Annotated in this window: 14 protein-coding genes; 10 read left to right on the top strand and 4 right to left on the bottom strand. The window is 60.7% G+C overall.

Going from position 1 to position 18,291, the window contains the following annotated elements; translation table 11 throughout:
- Positions 1–282 precede the first annotated feature (282 nt).
- Genes ABG82_RS26360 through ABG82_RS26345 form a run of 4 tightly spaced genes read left to right on the top strand, consistent with a single transcriptional unit; the run spans position 283 to position 6,891 of the window.
- Positions 283–693: an MmpS family transport accessory protein gene (locus tag ABG82_RS26360; RefSeq protein WP_078343607.1), complete on the top strand. Its 411-nt coding sequence runs from the start codon at positions 283–285 to the stop codon at positions 691–693.
- Positions 690–3,593, top strand: a complete 2,904-nt coding sequence (locus tag ABG82_RS26355) for an MMPL/RND family transporter (RefSeq protein ID WP_043078367.1) — start codon at positions 690–692, stop codon at positions 3,591–3,593. The genes ABG82_RS26360 and ABG82_RS26355 overlap by 4 nt, the downstream gene beginning before the upstream one ends.
- 40 nt (positions 3,594–3,633) lie before the next feature.
- The gene (locus ABG82_RS26350; RefSeq protein WP_043078368.1) at positions 3,634–6,495 is read left to right on the top strand and encodes an MMPL/RND family transporter; all 2,862 of its coding nucleotides are present in this window, start codon (positions 3,634–3,636) and stop codon (positions 6,493–6,495) included.
- Positions 6,496–6,552: 57 nt separating this feature from the next.
- A complete protein-coding gene (locus tag ABG82_RS26345; RefSeq protein WP_043078369.1) occupies positions 6,553–6,891 on the top strand; it encodes a hemophore-related protein in 339 nt (112 codons plus the stop codon).
- A gap of 5 nt (positions 6,892–6,896) precedes the next feature.
- On the opposite strand, the gene ABG82_RS26340 is transcribed toward ABG82_RS26345, so the two are convergent.
- Positions 6,897–8,303: a hypothetical protein gene (locus tag ABG82_RS26340; protein ID WP_043078370.1), complete on the bottom strand. Its 1,407-nt coding sequence runs from the start codon at positions 8,301–8,303 to the stop codon at positions 6,897–6,899.
- A 320-nt stretch (positions 8,304–8,623) separates the two neighbouring features.
- Here ABG82_RS26340 and ABG82_RS26335 point away from each other — a divergent pair, with 320 nt between their 5' ends.
- Positions 8,624–9,403 (top strand): methyltransferase domain-containing protein, encoded by a 780-nt coding sequence (locus tag ABG82_RS26335; RefSeq protein ID WP_043078400.1) that lies wholly within the window; start codon positions 8,624–8,626, stop codon positions 9,401–9,403.
- A gap of 231 nt (positions 9,404–9,634) precedes the next feature.
- Positions 9,635–10,591, top strand: coding sequence for a sulfotransferase family protein (locus ABG82_RS26330; protein ID WP_043078371.1), 957 nt, complete (start codon positions 9,635–9,637; stop codon positions 10,589–10,591).
- A 24-nt stretch (positions 10,592–10,615) separates the two neighbouring features.
- On the opposite strand, the gene ABG82_RS26325 is transcribed toward ABG82_RS26330, so the two are convergent.
- Both ABG82_RS26325 and ABG82_RS26320 read right to left on the bottom strand, forming a co-directional pair.
- Positions 10,616–11,401: a GAP family protein gene (locus ABG82_RS26325; protein WP_043078401.1), complete on the bottom strand. Its 786-nt coding sequence runs from the start codon at positions 11,399–11,401 to the stop codon at positions 10,616–10,618.
- 128 nt (positions 11,402–11,529) lie between these two features.
- A complete protein-coding gene (locus ABG82_RS26320; protein ID WP_043078372.1) occupies positions 11,530–12,321 on the bottom strand; it encodes a GAP family protein in 792 nt (263 codons plus the stop codon).
- 89 nt (positions 12,322–12,410) lie between these two features.
- Here ABG82_RS26320 and ABG82_RS26315 point away from each other — a divergent pair, with 89 nt between their 5' ends.
- The 3 genes from ABG82_RS26315 to ABG82_RS26305 all read left to right on the top strand — a co-directional run bounded on the left by ABG82_RS26315 (position 12,411) and on the right by ABG82_RS26305 (position 16,135).
- Positions 12,411–13,391: a class I SAM-dependent methyltransferase gene (locus ABG82_RS26315; RefSeq protein WP_043078373.1), complete on the top strand. Its 981-nt coding sequence runs from the start codon at positions 12,411–12,413 to the stop codon at positions 13,389–13,391.
- 145 nt (positions 13,392–13,536) lie between these two features.
- A complete protein-coding gene (locus ABG82_RS26310) occupies positions 13,537–14,817 on the top strand; it encodes a glycosyltransferase (RefSeq protein ID WP_043078374.1) in 1,281 nt (426 codons plus the stop codon).
- Between the two features lie 40 nt (positions 14,818–14,857).
- Positions 14,858–16,135 carry a glycosyltransferase gene (locus ABG82_RS26305; RefSeq protein WP_043078375.1) on the top strand — a complete coding sequence of 426 codons (1,278 nt, stop codon included), beginning with the start codon at positions 14,858–14,860 and terminating at the stop codon, positions 16,133–16,135.
- Here the strand turns inward: ABG82_RS26305 and ABG82_RS26300 are convergent.
- A complete protein-coding gene (locus ABG82_RS26300; protein WP_043078376.1) occupies positions 16,111–17,514 on the bottom strand; it encodes a cytochrome P450 in 1,404 nt (467 codons plus the stop codon). The genes ABG82_RS26305 and ABG82_RS26300 overlap by 25 nt on opposite strands.
- A 538-nt stretch (positions 17,515–18,052) precedes the next feature.
- Here ABG82_RS26300 and ABG82_RS26295 point away from each other — a divergent pair.
- On the top strand, positions 18,053–18,283 hold the full coding sequence (locus ABG82_RS26295) for an MbtH family protein (RefSeq protein WP_043078402.1): 231 nt from the start codon (positions 18,053–18,055) through the stop codon (positions 18,281–18,283).
- Positions 18,284–18,291: the final 8 nt, after the last annotated feature.

Here is an 18,291-nt window from a genome sequence, read left to right as displayed (position 1 = left end):
AAGGCATTAGACGTTGCCAGACCAGTCCTGAACAAGATTTCGGTTTGTATCGTTCGTGGGCTGCGGACGTGGTTTACTCGTCGGTAATCGGGTCGCGCGCGACGAGGCGTGCCGCACGTTGGCGGTGCTTCGCATACGACCGAGCCTGGGTGCCGCCGCATTCGAAGTTCGGTTATCCGTTGTGTTCACATCCGATCTGGAGATACATGTTTGGGCAGCTGACATGCTGCCGAGCGCGGAAGACAGTCGGAGGGACTCGAGATTTTCAGGCTCTTGAAGCATGTGTGGATTCCGTTGGTGCTCGCGGTGGTCGCAGTTGCAGGCGGGTTCACGGTGTCGCGGTTACATGGCGTGTTCGGTAACGAACGCCGCCCGGAGTACGCCACTGCCGAACGTGAAGAGAAGCGGCCCCATGATCCCAAGTACCTGATCTATGAGGTGTTTGGTCCGCCGGGGACGGTGGCGACTATCAGCTATTTCGACGCTGACGCCGAGCCGCAGGTCATCAGGCAAGCCGCGCTGCCCTGGTCTGTGGAGTTTCCGATTACTGACGCGACCGCGATGGGCAACATTACCGCGCAGGGGGATGCCGACAGCATCGGATGCAGGATTCTGGTGGGTGACAAAGTCAAGGACGAGAAGATCCGGTACGGCGTAAGTGCTTTGACCTTCTGCATGTTGAAGGCAGCATGAGCACGCACAGCGAACCCCCAACGGAGCCGTTGCCCACGCTGAACCGACCGCCGTTCGTGGCGCGGATGATCCGCCGGCTATCGGTGCCCATCATCCTCGGATGGTTGGCCATCGCCGTAGTGTTGAGCATCAGCGTTCCCTCACTCGAGCAGGTCGAGAAGGACCATGCCGTCGCGATGAACCCTGATGCCGCTCCGTCGTTTCAAGCAACGCAGCGGATGGGCAAACTATTCGATGAGTCCAATTCCAGTGTGGTGGCGATGATCGTCCTGGAGGGACAACAACCCCTCGGGGATGGCACGCATCGTTATTACGACGATTTGATCCGCCAATTGAAAGCCGATACGGCACATGTGCAGCATGTGCAGGATTTCTGGGGCGATCAAATGACTCAGGCCGCTGCGCAAAGTCTCGACGGTAAGGCCACTTATGTACAAGTGGCCCTTACCGATCCGCGGCGGGGTGCTTCTGCGAATCAATCTGTGGAAGCCGTCCGGGCCATCGTGGACCGCACACAAGCCCCGTCGGGAGTCAAGGCCTATGTCACAGGTCCGGCGGCCTTCGCGGCAGATCTCGGCCCGGCGGGTAACCGGACCGTGTTGCTGGTCACCGGGCTGAGTCTTGCGGTGATCTTCACCATGCTGCTCCTGGTCTACCGTTCAGTGGTCTCCGTCATTCTCATGCTGGTGGTCGTCGGAATAGAACTGACGGTCGCCCGAGGCTTCGTGGCGTTTCTCGGAAACCTCGGGCTCATCGGCATCACCACTTTTGTCGTCAATCTGCTTGTGGCGCTTGCTATAGCAGCCGGAACAGATTACGGGATCTTCTTCACCGGCCGCTACCAAGAGGCACGCCAGTCCGGCGAGGATCGGGAAACCGCGTTCTACACAACCTTTCGCAGCGTCGCCAAGGTGGTGTTGGGCTCAGGCTTGACCATCGCCGGCGCGGTGCTCTGCCTGCACTTCACACGGCTTCCCGTGTATCAAACATTGGGTGTTGCGACCGCTGTCGGCATGGTCGCTGCGGTGGCAGTGGCCATCACACTGGTTCCGGCGGTCATCGCGGTGGGTAGCCGTTACGGATTGTTCGAGCCCAAACGAAAGGTTGCGGTTCGCCGCTGGCGACAGATCGGCACGGCCATCGTGCGCTGGCCGGCACCCATACTTGTGGCGACATGCGCGGTGGCGCTGATCGGATTGTTGACACTGCCGGTGTATCAGCCCAGCTACAACGACCAGAAGTACATTCCGCAAGACATCCCCGCCAATGTTGGCTATGCCGCTGCCTCAAGGCATTTCCCGCAGTCGTTGATGATGGCACCGGACATCCTGTTGATCGAGGCCGACCACGATATGCGTAACCCGGTCGACTTTCTGGTGCTGAACAAGCTGGCGAGGGGAGTTCAAGCGGTCCCCGGAGTTTCGAGGGTGCAGGCTGTGACCCGTCCCGGTGGCGAACCACTCAAGCACACGACCATTCCATACATGCTGAGTATGAGCAGTGCCAGCCAGTCGCATTTGATGCCATTTCAGCGTAATCGCATGGACGACCTGCTGGTTCAGGCCGACGACATGCTGAAGACGATAGCGATCATGAAGCGCATGCAATCCTTGACAGAGCAAATGGTCGGTACGACCCATGACATGGTGGCGACCACGCATGAGCTCGAAGACATCATGAATGACTTGCGGGATCACGTAATGGATTTCGACGACTTCATCAGGCCGATACGCAACTACCTCTATTGGGAAAAGCACTGTTACGACATTCCGGTGTGCCAGGCCATTCGCTCGGTCTTCGACACCCTGGACGGCGTGGATGAAGTCTCCGACAAGCTGAGCGATCTGGTCGCGAATCTAGATCGGCTGGATCAACTTCTGCCGCAGATGGCTGAACAGTTCCCGGTGATGATCGAGACAATGGAATCGACCCGAAAGATGATGTTGTCGATGCACAGCACCATGTCGGGGATCTTCGATCAAATGGAACAGACGACCAACAACGCCACGGCGATGGGCAAAGCCTTTGATGCCGCGCAGAACGACGATTCGTTCTATCTGCCGCCGGAGGTCTTCGACAATGAGGACTTCAAACGCATGATGAACATCTTCCTGTCACCGGACGGGAAGGCCGCTCGGCTGCTTATCTCGCAGCGAGGAGATCCCGCGACACGCGAGGGCATGTCGCTGGTTCAGCCCATCGAGACAGCCGCCGCGGAGGCACTCAAGGGCACACCGCTCCGTAATGCCAAGATCTACATGACGGGGACCGCGGCCTCCGTGAAAGACATCGTCGACGGCTCCAAGTACGACCTTCTGATCGCGGCGACGGCGGCGCTGTGTTTGATCTTCGGCATCATGCTGGTCATGACGCGAAGTTTTGTCGCGGCACTGGTAATTGTTGGGACAGTGGCACTTTCATTGGGCGCTGCCTTTGGGCTCTCGGTGCTGATCTGGCAGAGCATTCTGGGCATCCCGTTGAACTGGGTCGTCCTGGCGATGTCGGTGATCATCTTGTTGGCGGTGGGGTCGGATTACAACCTGTTGCTGGTATCACGGATGAAAGAAGAGCTGGGCGCCGGGATCAATACGGGCATCATTCGGGCCATGGGGGGGACCGGAAAGGTGGTGACCTCGGCGGGTTTGGTGTTCGCGTTCACGATGCTCTCGATGGTGGTCAGCGACCTTGTCACCATCGGACAGCTGGGCTCGACCATCGGCATCGGTTTGTTGTTCGACACGCTGGTCGTGCGGGCGTTCATGACACCGGCGATCGCAGCGCTGCTCGGGCGTTGGTTCTGGTGGCCACAGCGAGTGCTTCAGCGTCCCGCCAGGACATTACGTGCTCCAGCGGGTTCGCGCCCGTTGGTGAGTTTCCTCCTTCAGAAGGAAGAGCGCTAAACACGATGAGTGCCTTTGCCTGTCGTCGAGCGGCGATCGCATGAGTATCCATCGAACGGCCCATCGGCCGCCGCTACTGGCGGGATTGATCCGGCGTTTGTCGGTTCCGATCATCCTCGGCTGGCTGGCGGTGATCGCCGTAGTGACTTTCGCTGTGCCGTCGCTGGAGCAAGTCGGCCGGGAAAGCTCGGTATCGCTGGTTCCTCAAGCGGCGCCGTCATTTCGGGCGATGCAGCGGATGGGCGAGGTCTTCGGCGAGTCCAACTCGGACAGCGTGGCCATGGTGGTGCTGGAGGGACAACAACCTCTGGGCGACACCGCGCATGCCTATTACGACGATCTGATTCGGCAGCTGCGCGCCGATACGACCCATGTGCAGCACGTCCAGGACTATTGGGGAGATCCACTCACCGCGACGGGGGTGGAGAGCGGCGACGGCAAGAGCGTGTATGTCCAGCTGAATCTGGCTGGTAATCAGGGACAAGCTCTGGCGAACAAGTCAGTGGAGGCCGTTCGGAGCATTGTCGAACGGACGTCGCCACCACCCGGGGTACAGGCCTACGTCACCGGGCCCGCGCCGTTGGTGACGGACATGAATCATGCTGGCAATTCATCCATCGTCAAGATCACCATCGTGACCATGGTGGTCATCTTCACGATGTTGCTTTTCGTGTATCGCTCGGTGATCACTGTGATCCTCCTGCTGATCATGGTGGGTGTACAGGTGCAAGCGGCTCGGGGCATTGTGGCGCTCCTGGGCGATCACGGAGTCATTGGGCTGTCGACCTTTTCGGTGAACCTGTTGGTGTCGCTGGGCATCGCGGTCGGGACGGACTACGGCATCTTCTTCACTGGGCGATACCAGGAGGCCCGCCAGCGCGGTGAAGACCGCGAGACGGCCTTCTATACGACATATGGCAGCGTCGCGAAGGTGGTCGTAGCGTCCGGGCTGACAATCGCAGGAGCGATCTTCTGTCTGAGTTTTACCCGGCTCCCCTATTTCCAGACGATGGGCATACCTGCCGCGATCGGAATGGCGGTGGCGGTTGCCGTCGCCGTCACGCTGGTTCCGGCAGTCATTGGATTCGGCAGTCGTTTCGGACTGTTCGAACCCAAGCGGCGGATGATGGTACGTCGGTGGCGGTGGATCGGAACGGCGATTGTCCGGTGGCCGGGACCCATTCTGGCCGCCGCGTGTGCGGTCGGAATGGTTGGGCTGCTGGCACTTCCGGGATATCAGACCAGTTACGACGACAGACTGTATGTGCCCAAGGACATTCCGGCCAATATCGGTTACGCCGCCGCGCAGCGACATTTCCCCGAGTCGCGGATGACGCCCGACGTCATGGTTCTGGAAGCGGACCACGATATGCGTAATCCGGCCGACTTTGTGGTGCTGCACAAGTTGGCCAAGGGTCTCTTCGAAGTTCCGGGTATCTCGATGGTACAAAGCATCACTCGGCCGGAGGGCAGCCCGATTGAGCGGACGTCCATACCGTTCCAGATCAGCCTGCAAAGCGCGGGCATGTTGCAGATCCTGCCGTTCGGAAAAGAACGTGTGGACGACATGCTGAAGCAGGCTGAGGACACGACGAAGATGATCAACCAGATGCAGCACACCTACGAGTTGATGCGCAATATATCCGACATCACCAATGAGACCGTCGTCATGAACCGAGAGCTGACCGCAACGGTCGACCGGCTGCGCGACTACATCGCCAACTTCGATGATTTCTTCAAACCGCTACGGAACTACCTCTACTGGGAGAAGCACTGCGAGACCATCCCGATCTGTTTCGCGATTAGATCCGTCTTCCAGGCGCTCGACGGCACCGACCTGCTCAGCGAGCGCACCCATCGGATTCTCGAGCGCGTCGAGGAGATGAACATGTACCAGCGGGAGCTGATCAATCTGTTCCCGCCGATGATCACGACCATGAAATCGATGCGCGCCATGATGTTGACGATGCACAGCACCATGTCAGGCATCTTCTCCCTCATCGATCAGACGGCCGCGAACGCCAGCGCCATGGGAAAGATCTATGACGGGGCGCAGAACGACGATTCGTTCTATCTGCCTCCCGAGGTCTTCGAGAACGAAGACTTCAAACGCGCCATGTCCCTGTTCTTTTCGCCGGACGGCAAGGCTGTCCGACTGATTCTCACGTATCGCGGCGACCCGGGAACACCGGAGAGTCTTTCGCGGGTGGATGCGGTGAGGACCGCTGCGGAGGAGGCGTTGAAGGTAACGCCCTTGGAGAATGCCAGGATTCATCTCGCGGGTACCGCGGCTACGTTCAAAGACCTGCGGGACGGGTCGGCCTACGATCTGCTGATCGCCGGGGTAGCTGCGCTGTGTTTGATCTTCGGCATCATGCTGGTTATGACGCGAAGTTTTGTCGCGGCACTGGTAATTGTTGGGACAGTGGCACTTTCGTTGGGCGCTGCGTTTGGGCTCTCGGTGTTGGTGTGGCAGAACATACTCGGTATAGAGCTGCACTGGCTGGTGCTCGCGATGTCGGTGATCATCTTGTTGGCGGTGGGGTCGGATTACAACCTGTTGCTGGTATCGCGGATGAAAGAAGAGCTGGGCGCCGGGATCAATACGGGCATCATTCGGGCCATGGGGGGGACCGGAAAGGTGGTGACCTCGGCGGGTTTGGTGTTCGCGTTCACGATGCTCTCGATGGTGGTCAGCGACCTTCGTGTAATTGGGCAGGTCGGTTCCACCATCGGTATCGGATTGTTGTTCGACACGCTGGTGGTGCGGGCGTTCATGACGCCGGCGATCGCTGCGCTGCTCGGGCGTTGGTTCTGGTGGCCCCAACGGATACCGCGGCGCCCCTCTGCGGCAGCACGCGAGTCGGCGGCCTCACGGACGATGGCGCTGCAAGATGCCTGACTTGCCCATGAGAGGCCTGATCACACCAAAAATATTGGAATGAAAGGAAGTACATAGATGTTTCGTCTGTCACTTGCCGGACTGTCCGTAGGGCTGGGAGGTCTGGCATTGTCGCTGGCCGCAGGTGCCGGGGTTGCCGCTGCGGATCCTGATCTGGATCTGGCCATCAACACCACCTGCAACTATCCGCAGGTGGTCGCGGCTCTCAACGCTCAGGACCCACAGTTTGGTAAGGCGTTCTCGCAGTCTCCGTTACTGCAGCGTGGCCTGCGCGAGTTCTTGGCGGCCGGGCCCGAAAAGCGGGCGCAGACAGCGCAGGACGTGGCGAACGCTCCGGCATTCCAGCCTTATCTTGGTGCGATGGAGCAGGCCTACCGGACCTGCCATAACTTCTGACCGCGTCAGTGAATCTCGGCGGTCAAGCCGAAGTCAGCCAGTGTTCGATCGGCTAATTCGCGCAATGCTTCCTTGGTATTGGCCGAGCCGGGCTGATAGGCGCCGACACTGATGAAGATCTTGCCGTTCAGGCGGCCGGAGAGAATGAACATCCGGCCGCCGGTCCGCTCAAGCAGCCGGCGACTTTCGCGTTGTCCGGTGGCGCGTGCGTTCTGAAAGTCGGCAAGCGTGCCGGCGGGCCAGCCGATCATCGAATGGAGATCACCTAAGTAGGAACAAAAGACTGATTGATCGGGGTCTGCGGGCAACCTGGCGACCATCCGCTTGAGCGTGCGCTCGGGCGCGAATGAAGGCAGCCATAAGAGTTGCTTGGATTCGTCCGGCGTTTCTTTCAACGCCCGCAGGGTCTCCTTGATGGCAGCTCGTACCTCGCGGAGATCTGTGGTGAGTTGAGCCGGATCGATGCTCACGCGAGCATACGACAGTGCCATGGCTCGAGTGTCGTCCTCGGTACGGTCACTGATCGGAATCTGCAAGGTGATCGCGCCGTCAGCGGCGCGACTGCGGCCGATGCGCTCTCCGAATCGGGCGGCGAACGCGGCGGCGAGGGTATGGCTCGCTCCGCCGAGGACTGCCGCACAAGCGTCCCAATCTTCCAGGCCGACATAGATGGTGATGGCGGGGACCAGCACAATTTCATCGGGCACCCCCGCACTGGGCGGCGCTGCTGTTGAGGGTGCCGTCGCACCTTTGTCACGAGCCTGTTGCCGCCCCAGCTTCACCGCCGCTACCAGCGCGCGCGCGACCTGGGGAACGTCACGCGCCGTCTGTCGCGCGTCCTGGCCCAGCGCCCGGAGTCGTCTGCGGGACAAGGGCGCTGGATATCCGAGATCTCGCACCCGGCCGAGAACCGCCTCGACAATCACCAGGGCCAGGCCCAGACCGTCGATGAGGTTGTGGGAGAGCACCAAGCTGATTGCGGTTGTGCCGTCCTGAAGGGGGAGGACGCCGAGGTGCCAGCCGGGTCCGGACTCAGGATCGATACGCAGCTGCGAGCGCTCGTCAACCCAGTCGCTGAACTCTGAACGCGGACGGGCATGCGCAGCGATGTCGATATCCGCGGGCCCATGATCCAATACCCAGCGATGCCGGGCTATGGGCAGCGCGGGGCGCTCGATGCGCCGGCCGAGTAAGCCTTGCCCCAGATTGTGACGGAAACGCTGCAACGCCTCGAGATCGACATCAGCTCCGTACAGCCAGGTAACTTGAATGACCACGTTCATGCCGGCGGCGTGATGTTCGGCAAGCAGTGCCTGGTCTGCCAGCGCCAACCGATTATCCAGTTGTGCAGCACTTTTGGCTGCACGGCGTCTGCTCATGGATTCGCGTACACGCCGCACTTGCCCAGACACCGATCAGACTCCTTCGCTCTCGACTGTTACACGGTGTGAGCGGCAATGGATTTGGAGATACGCATGGCTCAGTTGCAACGCAATTTCGCCGGCCCTCGGCCGAGCCCACAAGAACCGAATAGGTCCGCAGCCTAGTCGGTTCACGGAGATGCCGTGGTGAATTCTAGTTCGTGGTGGCCGCCGGCAATCTGAATGACGGGCGGGCCCAAATCGCCGTTGCGGCGTGTCACCGAATAACTGGATCGATCTTGCATATTTTCTGCCCCACACCGTATTTGATTTCACGACAGATATACCGGGAAGCACCGTCGTGATCCATGATGTTGTACGTGGACAACAGCGCATGCGATATTTCGGGCATGCCTCGGGGCGGCCCCGACGCATCCTGGCTGGACCGGCGATTACAGACCAATCGGCTGGAATACTTGGATCGCGACGACGTCGATGATCTCAAGCGGAAGGTCATGCAGTCACTCGATCGCGCCGGGCGACGGCGGCGGATCGGGATCCACGAGAAGTGCGCGCGAATGGTCCTTCGCGAAGTGGCGGGGGTGGAGCAGCCGGAAATCCTGGAACTCGGTGCCGGACTCGGCGGGTTGTCACACAAGTTGTTGGAAATGCATTCCACAGCCCGGGTGACGGTGACTGATATCGATCCGAGTTTTGTGGCCGCGGCGGCGGCCAGTGAAATCGGCAGTCATCCGCGCGCAACAGTCCGACAAATGGACGCCACCGAAATCGACGCGCCAGAACGGCATTACGACCTGGCGGTGTTTGCATTATCTCTGCACCATCTTCCGCCGGAGCTTGCCGCCAGGGTCTTCGCGGCAGGGACCCGGGTGGCGCGGAAGTTGTTGATCGTTGATCTACCCAGGCCGCCGGTGCCGTTGCACATCGCATTGTTGGCGGTGGTGCTACCGCTGGTCAGAATCTCGCCGCTGCAGCACGATGGATTCATCAGTTCTCTTCGCGCCTACAGCCCGTCGGCGCTGCGGGCATTGGCGTGTCACGCGGATCCGGAGATCACCGTCGAGTTCCGAAGCCGAAGGGGATTGGGGCCGACGGTGTTAGTCGCGAGTCGGCCGGAACGGACCGGCTGAGAGATCGGAAAGTTGTTCATTATCACCACCGTTACCACTTCTGAAAAGCATCTCGATGTCGTCACATGTGCTGCGCACGCATGATTCAATGTGCGACAGTCAATTACGCCTCGAAACTCGTTCTGATCGGATAGGCCCATCAGGACCGGGCGGTCTATCGCTGGAGGAACATCTCATGGTGCGGCACGGTGCCTCCCTACTCAATGCGATATCGAGCGGGAGTCCGGGAATATGAGTGGGGAGGGTCAGGGCCGCCCGATTCTTCTCTTTGTCATGGGCATGGCCAGATCGGGTACCTCGGCGATCACCCGCGTTCTCTCGTTGTGTGGCGGTGCGCTTCCCTCCGCGCTCGCTGGAGCGAACCCGGCCAACCCTCGAGGCTATTGGGAGCCACGCAAAGCGATCATCCTCAACGAGAGGATCCTGCACCGCAATGGCAGCTCACGATTCGACACGACATTGCGCCTACAGGAGCCGGAGGCGTTCAGCGCGGGCGAGAAGGCGGCCTGCCTCGCTGACATCCAGGCATATCTGAAGACGCTGCCGCCCGCGCCGTTGGTTGTCATCAAGGACCCGAGGATAAATCTGCTGTCCGACATGTGGTTTGAGGCCGCACAACTGTCCGGATTCGATGTGGCAACGGTGATCGCGGTGCGTCACCCCACCGAGGTGGTGGCGTCGGTCGCTGCTCAAGCGGCCGCTTCGCCGGAATTCTCCAGCGCTCTGTGGCTTAAGTTCAATCTGTTGGCGGAGGCGAATACCCGCGATGTGCCGCGTGTTTTCGTCGGATACACCAACCTTCTGGAGGATTGGCGCAGGGAGGTGAAGCGGATCTCGGTGGCGCTCGGCGTCAACCTGGATTCTCGCGACGAGGAGGCCATCGACGAGTTCCTCGAAGCCGATCTCCGGCGGCAAAAGTACTCGGGCCCAGTCTCAGAGCCCTTCGGCACGGACTGGATGTCGGTTGTCTACGGCACTCTCTGTGCGGCCGCGCGAGACGACCCGTGGGACACGGCCGAACTCGACCGGGTCTTGGGTTCCTATCGGACCAGCGAGCGTGGTTTCCGGGCCTTGATTGAGGATTTCCAGAGATTCCACAAGCTGAGCCGCCGTACTCGCCCGTCGATGATGAAGCTGATCTACGAGGTCATGGCGACCGCTAATGGTCGCCGCGGCACATGGGCGTGAACCGCACCGCATGACCTGACGGATTCAGGCGATGCCGTTGATGATCTGGATGGTCCCGGCGATCGAGAAGATGGTGATCAGCACCTGCCGTCGGTGAGCGAGAGCCCAGTCGTGTAGGGGCTGCAGTACGACGAGGGTTCGCGTAGGCGCGATCAGGTAGCAGACCAGGGTGAGTTCGACCACCGCGAACATCCCGAAGACAAATGCGATGACAGCGATGACTTGAGTGACGATCGGGGCGCCGGAGGCCACCACGGGCGTGAGCACAAAGATAACCAGCATGGGTGGTGGCACACCGCAGAGGCCGAACACCAATGCGACCCATAAAGCTCCCTCTTCCCAGGCGCTTTGGAGGCGGCGCAGTGTCCGCCTGAACACTGAGCCGCCCGCTGTCTCGGTATCGCTGTGAGTGCCGAACGGCGACGTGATCGGGTTTGGCCTTTCAGAGATGGCCGTGCCTGCGGGCACGCTGCAGGCAGGGACCGGTTGGTGTGAACGTTCGCGGACCGAGCGCACGGCCAGCAGTGTCACGATCGAGAGCATGAGAAGACCCATGCCGAGGTTCACGACGCGGGTGGTGATGCTGCTGCCTGGGGTGGCCATATCTTCGACAAACGAACGAAAGGATGGCGCTATGTGCAACACCATCAGCGGTATCAATAGGCCGGCGAGACTTACGATCAGGGTGCCGAGCCAGTAGGCCGCCAGATTCTGCAGAGGCCGAGGCCGCGAGATCATCAAGACAATGATGGCGAGCAAGACCGGATTGACGGCGAACATGATTGCCATCGCGAGCAGTAGACCCCACACGGCCCCGAACACTACCCAGGCGGTGGCGGTTTCTTGGCGAAATTCACAACCAAATTACGCCGATGGTGCGAACCACGAGTTTGGCGAATCATTGTGCCCGAATAGGTTTCGCATCAGCTCCGACAGTGTCAAATGGCGCCGCTCCCGTGGAGGAGAAGGGAAACTCCAGCCACTATGCACATGGCGATCAGAATTTTTCGGCGGTGAGTCAATGCCCAATCGTGTAAGAGCTGCACAACCGCTTGAGTTTTCGCCGGTGCAACCGCGTAGCTGACCAGGGTGAGTTCGACGATGCCCAATACCCCGACGGCGAATACGATGGCGACGATGACTTGTGTCGCCGTGCCGGCCCCTGACGTCACTAGGATGGCGATGAGGAACAAACCCGCGTCCGGCTCGATACCACCGAGCAACAGGCCGATTGCGAATGAGACCCACAGGGCTCCGTTCTCCCAGGCATCGGTGGCGCGGGCCAGTAGCCGTCTGCCTGGAGAGCGACCCGCTGCCGTCACGGCATCATCGTCGCGTCCCAATAGCCGCGAGAGGGGATTTGTGGTTGGTGGATTCACTTCTGGTGCAGGCGCATTACCGCTGGACGCCATCTGAAGGTCGCGCTTCCGCAACATCGGTCGGACCGCTATCAGTGCGGCGACGGACAGCGCCACTAAACCCATGCCGAGCTGAATATGACGAATGGTGGGACTGGCCGCGGCATTCTCGGCGAAAGATCTGAACATCGGCGTGACATGCAGCAGGGTGAGCGGAAGCACCATGGCTGGGATGCAGCCGATAAGACAACCTGCCCAGTAGACGAGCAGGTTCTGTACGGGTCGTGACCGGGAGATCACCAGGAGCGTGATGCCGAGGCGTATCGGGTTGAGGGCCACCAGTACCACGAGCGCCAGTACCGATCCCCACACGTTCGGACACACTACGCGGTAGGTTCGTCGTCTGTGGTTCCTTTGAGAGTTGTTCTGTGGCGCACGGTCACCAGCGCTTGGAGATCTGAATGATGTTCGTTACCAGTGAGTGCCGGCTGTGTGGTTCATCCGGTCCCCATCGGAAGCTTGAAATCCGCGAGATGATGTTCGGGACCCGGGAGGTGTTCGACTATTTCAGTTGTGCCTCGTGTGACACCTTGCAGATCGTAAACGCACTGGAGGGCGACGACCTCATGCGTCACTATCCAGAGACTTATTACTCACACAATGGGTCAGGGCAGCCGAGAGCTCTTCAATGGTTGGTTACCCAGCGTGATCGATTCAAATTGCGAAGCGGTGGAAGAGTATTCGGTCCGATTATGACGGCGCCAGTGCCGGAGGGTGTCTTTCGTGTGTTGTTGGGAGGAGACGTCATCAGCATGCTCGCCCAGCTTGGCACCGAACGTGGCGCCCGGATCCTGGATGTTGGCTGTGGCAGCGGCGCCTTGTTGGACAGACTTGCCAGAGTTGGATTCAGCAGCCTGATCGGCGCCGACCCATTCATCACGGCAGACGGCGAATCGCAGGAAGGTGTACCGCTGCAGAAGCGGTATCTGGGCGATGTGACAGGCGAATTCGACCTGATCATGTTCAACCACTCGCTCGAACACATGCCCGATCCGGTGGCCACACTCCGGCTTGCGGCACAGAAACTCGCCGTCGGTGGTTTGTGCCTGGCGCGGGTGCCCACGACGTCATCGGAAGCATGGTCCATCTACGGGGCCAACTGGGTACAGGCCGATGCCCCTCGGCATATGGTCGTACCCTCGCGAGAAGGCATGGCGCTGGCCGCCGAACAAGCCGGATTGCGTATTTCCCGGACATTCGACGACTCAACGTTCGGTCAGTTCACGGGGAGCGAGGCCTACCGAGTTGACGTTCCGGTGACCGACCCCAAGATCCTTACGATGTTCCGCCCCAAGCAGATCTGGGAATGGGAGAAGCGCGCCAAGCGTCTCAATCAGCAGAACCGCGGTGACCAGACTGGATTCGTCCTTCGGCGCGCATGATGTGAAATCTGGACGTTCTGCCCAAATCTGTTGGATTTCAGGTTGATAGCGTGCGTACCGGGTTATGCTGCCGGGCGGTCGAGCCGTGGCAAGGCTCCCGCTTTCATTCCGCAGGAACACGGGAAGTGAAGGGCTGAGATCCGCGATGAAATTCGTACTGTCGTTTTATGGGACACGTGGTGATGTAGAGCCCGGTGTTGCTATCGGGCGGGAGCTGTTACGCCGGGGACATGAGGTGCGCATGATCGTGCCGCCCGACCTGGTGGGCTTCGTCGAAGCCGTGGGCTTGGCGGCGGTCGCCTGCGGCCCTGATGTGCGCGTCTGGCAGGACGTGAATCGGGACTTCTGGGCTAGATTCCTGCGGAATTTTTGGAAGAACTTCTGGCGGATCAGCGATCTCAAGGAGCTGTTGCGCGAGGACTGGCGTTTTCTCACGCAGTGCTGGGAAGAGGTCAGTTCGACGCTGCGTTCCCAGGCAGGGGATGCGGATCTGCTCTTCACAGGCGTACTCGGAGAAGAGTCGGCCGGGAACGTCGCGGAGTTCCTCGACTTACCCTTCGCCACACTGCACGTTTTTCCGATACGTGCCAACGGTCAGCTTGTCCCGGGTATGCCGGCGCGGGTGGGCCGCTCCATCATGAGGTTTTCGGAGTGGCTCGGGTGGCCGCTGTTCAAGAAACTTGAAGACCCTCAACGCCGTGAGCTGGGTCTTCCCAAGGCCACCAAGCCATCGCCGTGGCGGATCACCGAGCGCGGAGCGCTCGAAATCCAGGCATACGATGAGGCCTGCATGCCGGGGCTGGCGGCCGAATGGGCAGAGTTCGGGAACCGCCGTCCCTTTGTCGGGGCGTTGACATTGGACTTGCCAACGGATTCCGATGATGAGGTGGCGTCGTGGATCGCGGCGGGGACGCCCCCGATTTGTTTCGGATTCGGCAGCATGCCCGTCGAGTCTGCTGACAAGACGCTCGCCATGATCAGCGCGGCCTGCGAGGAACTGGGTGAGCGGGCTCTGCTGTGTGCGGGTGGCAGTGACTTCACGCATGTCCGGCATTTTGAGAACGTCAAAGTGGTTGCCGTGATGAACTACTCGACGGTCTTTCCGGCATGCAAGGCGATCGTGCATCACGGCGGGGCGGGCACCACGGCGGCCAGTTTGCGGGCAGGGGTTCCTACCTTGGTGTTGTCCACGGATTTGGACCAAACACTGTGGGGAGCCCGTGTGAAACGTCTGAAAGTGGGCACGGCCAGGCGGTTCTCGGCCACCACGGTGAAGACCTTGGTCGCGGACCTGCGCAGCGTCCTCGATCCGCGGTGCGTGAGTAGAGCTCACGAGGTGGCAACCCGCATGACCAAACCCGCCGAAAGTCCGGTGAACGCCGCAGATCTGCTGGAGAACTTCGCCCGCCTCAAGCGGGCCGGTTGATGACCCGACGTGTATCGGTGGCTTCCTGTAGGGACCTGCGATGAAGTTTGTGCTGGCAAGCTATGGGACGCGCGGTGACATCGAGCCGTGCGTCGCCGTCGGCCGTGAGCTCATGCGGCGGGGCCACGATGTGCGTATGGCGGTGCCGTCGGATCTGATCGACTTCGTCGCGGCCGCCGGGCCTCAGGCCGTTCCCTACGGACCGGATCTGCAGAATGTGCTGGACGCGCACCGTGAGTTCTGGACGCACTTCTTCCGTAATTTCTGGAAGATTCCGGAGTTGGTCGAGAAGCGGCGCGAAGTGGTCGAACCGTTCCTGCAATGCTGGAAGGACATCGTTGCCACGTTGACCTCGTTGGCGGATGGGGCCGACTTACTCTTTACCGGCGTGAACTTCGAAGACGCGGCGGGCAATGTCGCGGAGTATTACGACATTCCGTTGGCCACGTTGCATCTCTTTCCACTGCGGTCCAATGGTCAGTTCGTGCCGTACCTGCCGGGCTCGCTCGGCCGGTCGGCCATGAAGGCGGGGGAGTGGCTGGCTTGGCAGAACGCGAAAAAGGTCGAGCGTGTACAGCGCGGTGAACTGAAGCTGCCGAAGGCAATAAAGCCCTCGCCGTGGCGGATCACCGAGCGCGGTTCGCTCGAAGTTCAGGCCTACGACGCGGCGTGCTTTCCGGGGCTGGCGGCGGAGTGGGAGAGGTTCGCAACTCGCCGGCCCTTTGTTGGTGCGTTGACACTGGATTTGCCAACCCGTTTCGATGACGAGGTGGCCGCGTGGATCGCCGCAGGTGCGCCACCGGTCTTCTTCGGATTTGGCAGCCTGCCCGTCGAGTCCGCGGACAAGACACTGGCCATGATCAATGGGGCCTGTGCGCAGTTGGGTGTCAGGGCTCTCGTGTGTTCGGCCGGATCTGACTTTGGCGATGTGGTCGATCCCGAGAACCTCAAAATTGTGAGCGCGATGAACTATTCGGCGGCCTTCCCGAGGTGTCGTGCGGTGGTCCACCACGGCGGCACCGGTACCACGGCGGCCGGCCTGCGTGCCGGTGTCCCCACGCTGATTCTGTCCACGGATTTGGACCAGACACTGTGGGGCAGGCGCGTCAAACAACTCAAAGTGGGTACTGCCAGGCGGTTTTCGGGCACAACGGAGAAGACCCTGGTGTCAGACCTACGCTCCATCCTCGATCCACAATGCGCGGCCAGAGCCCGGCAGCTCGCCAGCCGCATGACCGAGGCCGCCGAAAGCGTCAAGGCCGCAGCAGATCTTGTGGAGAAGCTGGCGACCGACTACCGCTGTGGCTCCCGCGACTGACCAGATCCGTGGGAGCCTGCGGGGCACGTCGGGGCCACCGCGGGTCCGCAGGTCTTGATCGCTCGAACCCTGATAGCACCTCCGCGATGTGGCACGAAGGTGACGTGTTTGGCCTGCTGCTTTTCATCCGGCGCGGTGGTGGTGCCCAATTCCACGCGTCGCAGAATTTCGCGCAGCACAACACGTATCTCGACCATGGCGAAGGTGGCACCGAGGCAACGGCGGTTGCCGCCGCCAAACGGCAGCCAGGTTGTGGGGCTCAACGTCGTACCGACCATCCGCTCCGGGTCGAACCGTTCCGGGTCGGGATAAACCGCGGAGCTGGCGTGTACAAGGCCGATTGCGGGGTCCACCATGATGCCCGCGGGCAGTTGATAGCCGCCCACCGCTACGGATTCCTTGAGGACCCTGCCCGAGCTGAAGATGACCGGGCGGATCCGTAGGGTCTCTTTCACCACGGCATCGAGGTATTCGTCACCGGCGGGATCTCCCTCTGCGCTGGCATCGGCGGCTTCTGCGGCCTTGGCGAGCGCGGCCGGATGGCGGGTCAGTCGTTCCAATACCCAGGACAGCGCCGTTGCGGTGGTCTCGTGTCCCGCGGCGATAGACGTCAAGAGGTGGTCACGTAGTTCTTGATCTGACATGGTGCGGCCGTTGTCGTCGGTGGCACGGACCAGCATGGCGAGCACATCGGTGCGTTCTGCCAGGTTTGGATCGGCGCGGCGTTCGGCAATCTCGGCGTAAAGCAAGGCGTCGGTCTCCGCCATCCGTCGACCGACTCCTCGCCATGGCCAGTAGCGCCGCAGGTTCGGATTGGTGATTGCCGGGGTCTCCCACGGCTTCATGTACAGCAGACGCGGCACGACCTTACGCAGCGCAGCCAGCCGGGCGGGATCGGATGCGCCGATGACAGTTCGCAGGATCACCTCAAGGGTGATATCGGTTGTGCGGGGAGCAACGGGAAAACTCTCGCCGACCGGCCATTCGGCTATGTTTGCGGCGGCGATGTCGGCCATCTGGGCGGTCTGACGGGCGACGGCATCTCGGTGGAACGCGGGCATCAGCAGACGGCGCTGATCGTGGTGTTCGTCCTCGTCAAGGACGAACAACGAGCTGTCGCCGAGCAGACCGCGGAAGAACCAATGAGCTTCACCGGAATGGAAAACGTGCGGATCGCCCGCGTACACAGTTTTGATGTCGGCGGGGTCGGCAAGGTATACCACCTTGCCCGACAACGGAATACGCAATGTGAACATGTTTCCGTAGCGGCGCTGACAGCCGGCCAGGAAGCGAAGGCCGTAGCTCGCCATCAATATGGACTGGACTGCCAGAGGCAGCGGAGGCCCGGGTGGCAATGCTGTTTTCGCAATTTTGCTCACTATGCGTGATCCTAAGCACTAGACGGTATTCCAGCTCACTTACCGATGGCCCTGACTGTGACTGGCGTGAGTTTGCCTGTCTTGGACGATGACTCGGTCCGGGCCACGACGGCGCCTTTCAACCGTACGAGTGTTCGGCTCGCCGTGCGGGCACTTTCGATGGTTGGGCATGTCACGTGGAGGGCTCCGGGCCCGAGAATGGACGCCCTTGCCGCCCAAAGAATCTGGTCACGCCCAATACCTTGTCGGGCTTCCGTGAATGCGTGCCGCGAAGCTTGTAGCAAACTGTGAGACAACGGTGGTTGTCTGTGTCGTCACCGTGGCGGCCAGCTGTTCACGCCCGGTTTGGTCACGACTAGCAGCCAATTTAGGCCTGGTGGGACGGTTGTGGCGGGCAATCGAAACCGGCGCCGAGCATTTCCAACTGGCCAGTAGCAAGTATTGGCGATTTCTCTAAAAACGTGCACCGGTGACCTCTTCTCGGTTAGGTTCTAGAACAGGTTCCACTTATCTCGGGTGGATGGTTTCGGGAGAACTGTTGAGCATCAATCCATTTGACGACGACAATGGCAGCTTTTTCGTTTTGACCAACGATGAGGAGCAGCACAGTTTGTGGCCGGCGTTCGTCGACGTGCCGGCTGGCTGGCGAGTCGTCTTCGGCGCGGCTGACCGCGCCGCGTGTCTGGACAACATTGAGCGGCAATGGCCCGATATTCGGCCAAAAAGTCTGCGCGAGAGGGTGGCACAGGGTCGGACTGTTGATCAATAGGCGGCGGG

This window comes from Mycobacteroides immunogenum (assembly GCF_001605725.1).
Classification (GTDB): domain Bacteria; phylum Actinomycetota; class Actinomycetes; order Mycobacteriales; family Mycobacteriaceae; genus Mycobacterium; species Mycobacterium immunogenum.
This window is presented reverse-complemented; position numbering and strand designations above follow the sequence as displayed.

Coding starts and splice junctions, on each gene's coding strand:
- ABG82_RS26355 (WP_043078367.1), top strand. CDS start 690: ATGAGCACGCACAGCGAACCCCCAACGGAGCCGTTGCCCACGCTGAAC.
- ABG82_RS26350 (WP_043078368.1), top strand. CDS start 3,634: ATGAGTATCCATCGAACGGCCCATCGGCCGCCGCTACTGGCGGGATTG.
- ABG82_RS26345 (WP_043078369.1), top strand. CDS start 6,553: ATGTTTCGTCTGTCACTTGCCGGACTGTCCGTAGGGCTGGGAGGTCTG.
- ABG82_RS26335 (WP_043078400.1), top strand. CDS start 8,624: ATGTTGTACGTGGACAACAGCGCATGCGATATTTCGGGCATGCCTCGG.
- ABG82_RS26330 (WP_043078371.1), top strand. CDS start 9,635: ATGAGTGGGGAGGGTCAGGGCCGCCCGATTCTTCTCTTTGTCATGGGC.
- ABG82_RS26315 (WP_043078373.1), top strand. CDS start 12,411: ATGATGTTCGTTACCAGTGAGTGCCGGCTGTGTGGTTCATCCGGTCCC.
- ABG82_RS26310 (WP_043078374.1), top strand. CDS start 13,537: ATGAAATTCGTACTGTCGTTTTATGGGACACGTGGTGATGTAGAGCCC.
- ABG82_RS26305 (WP_043078375.1), top strand. CDS start 14,858: ATGAAGTTTGTGCTGGCAAGCTATGGGACGCGCGGTGACATCGAGCCG.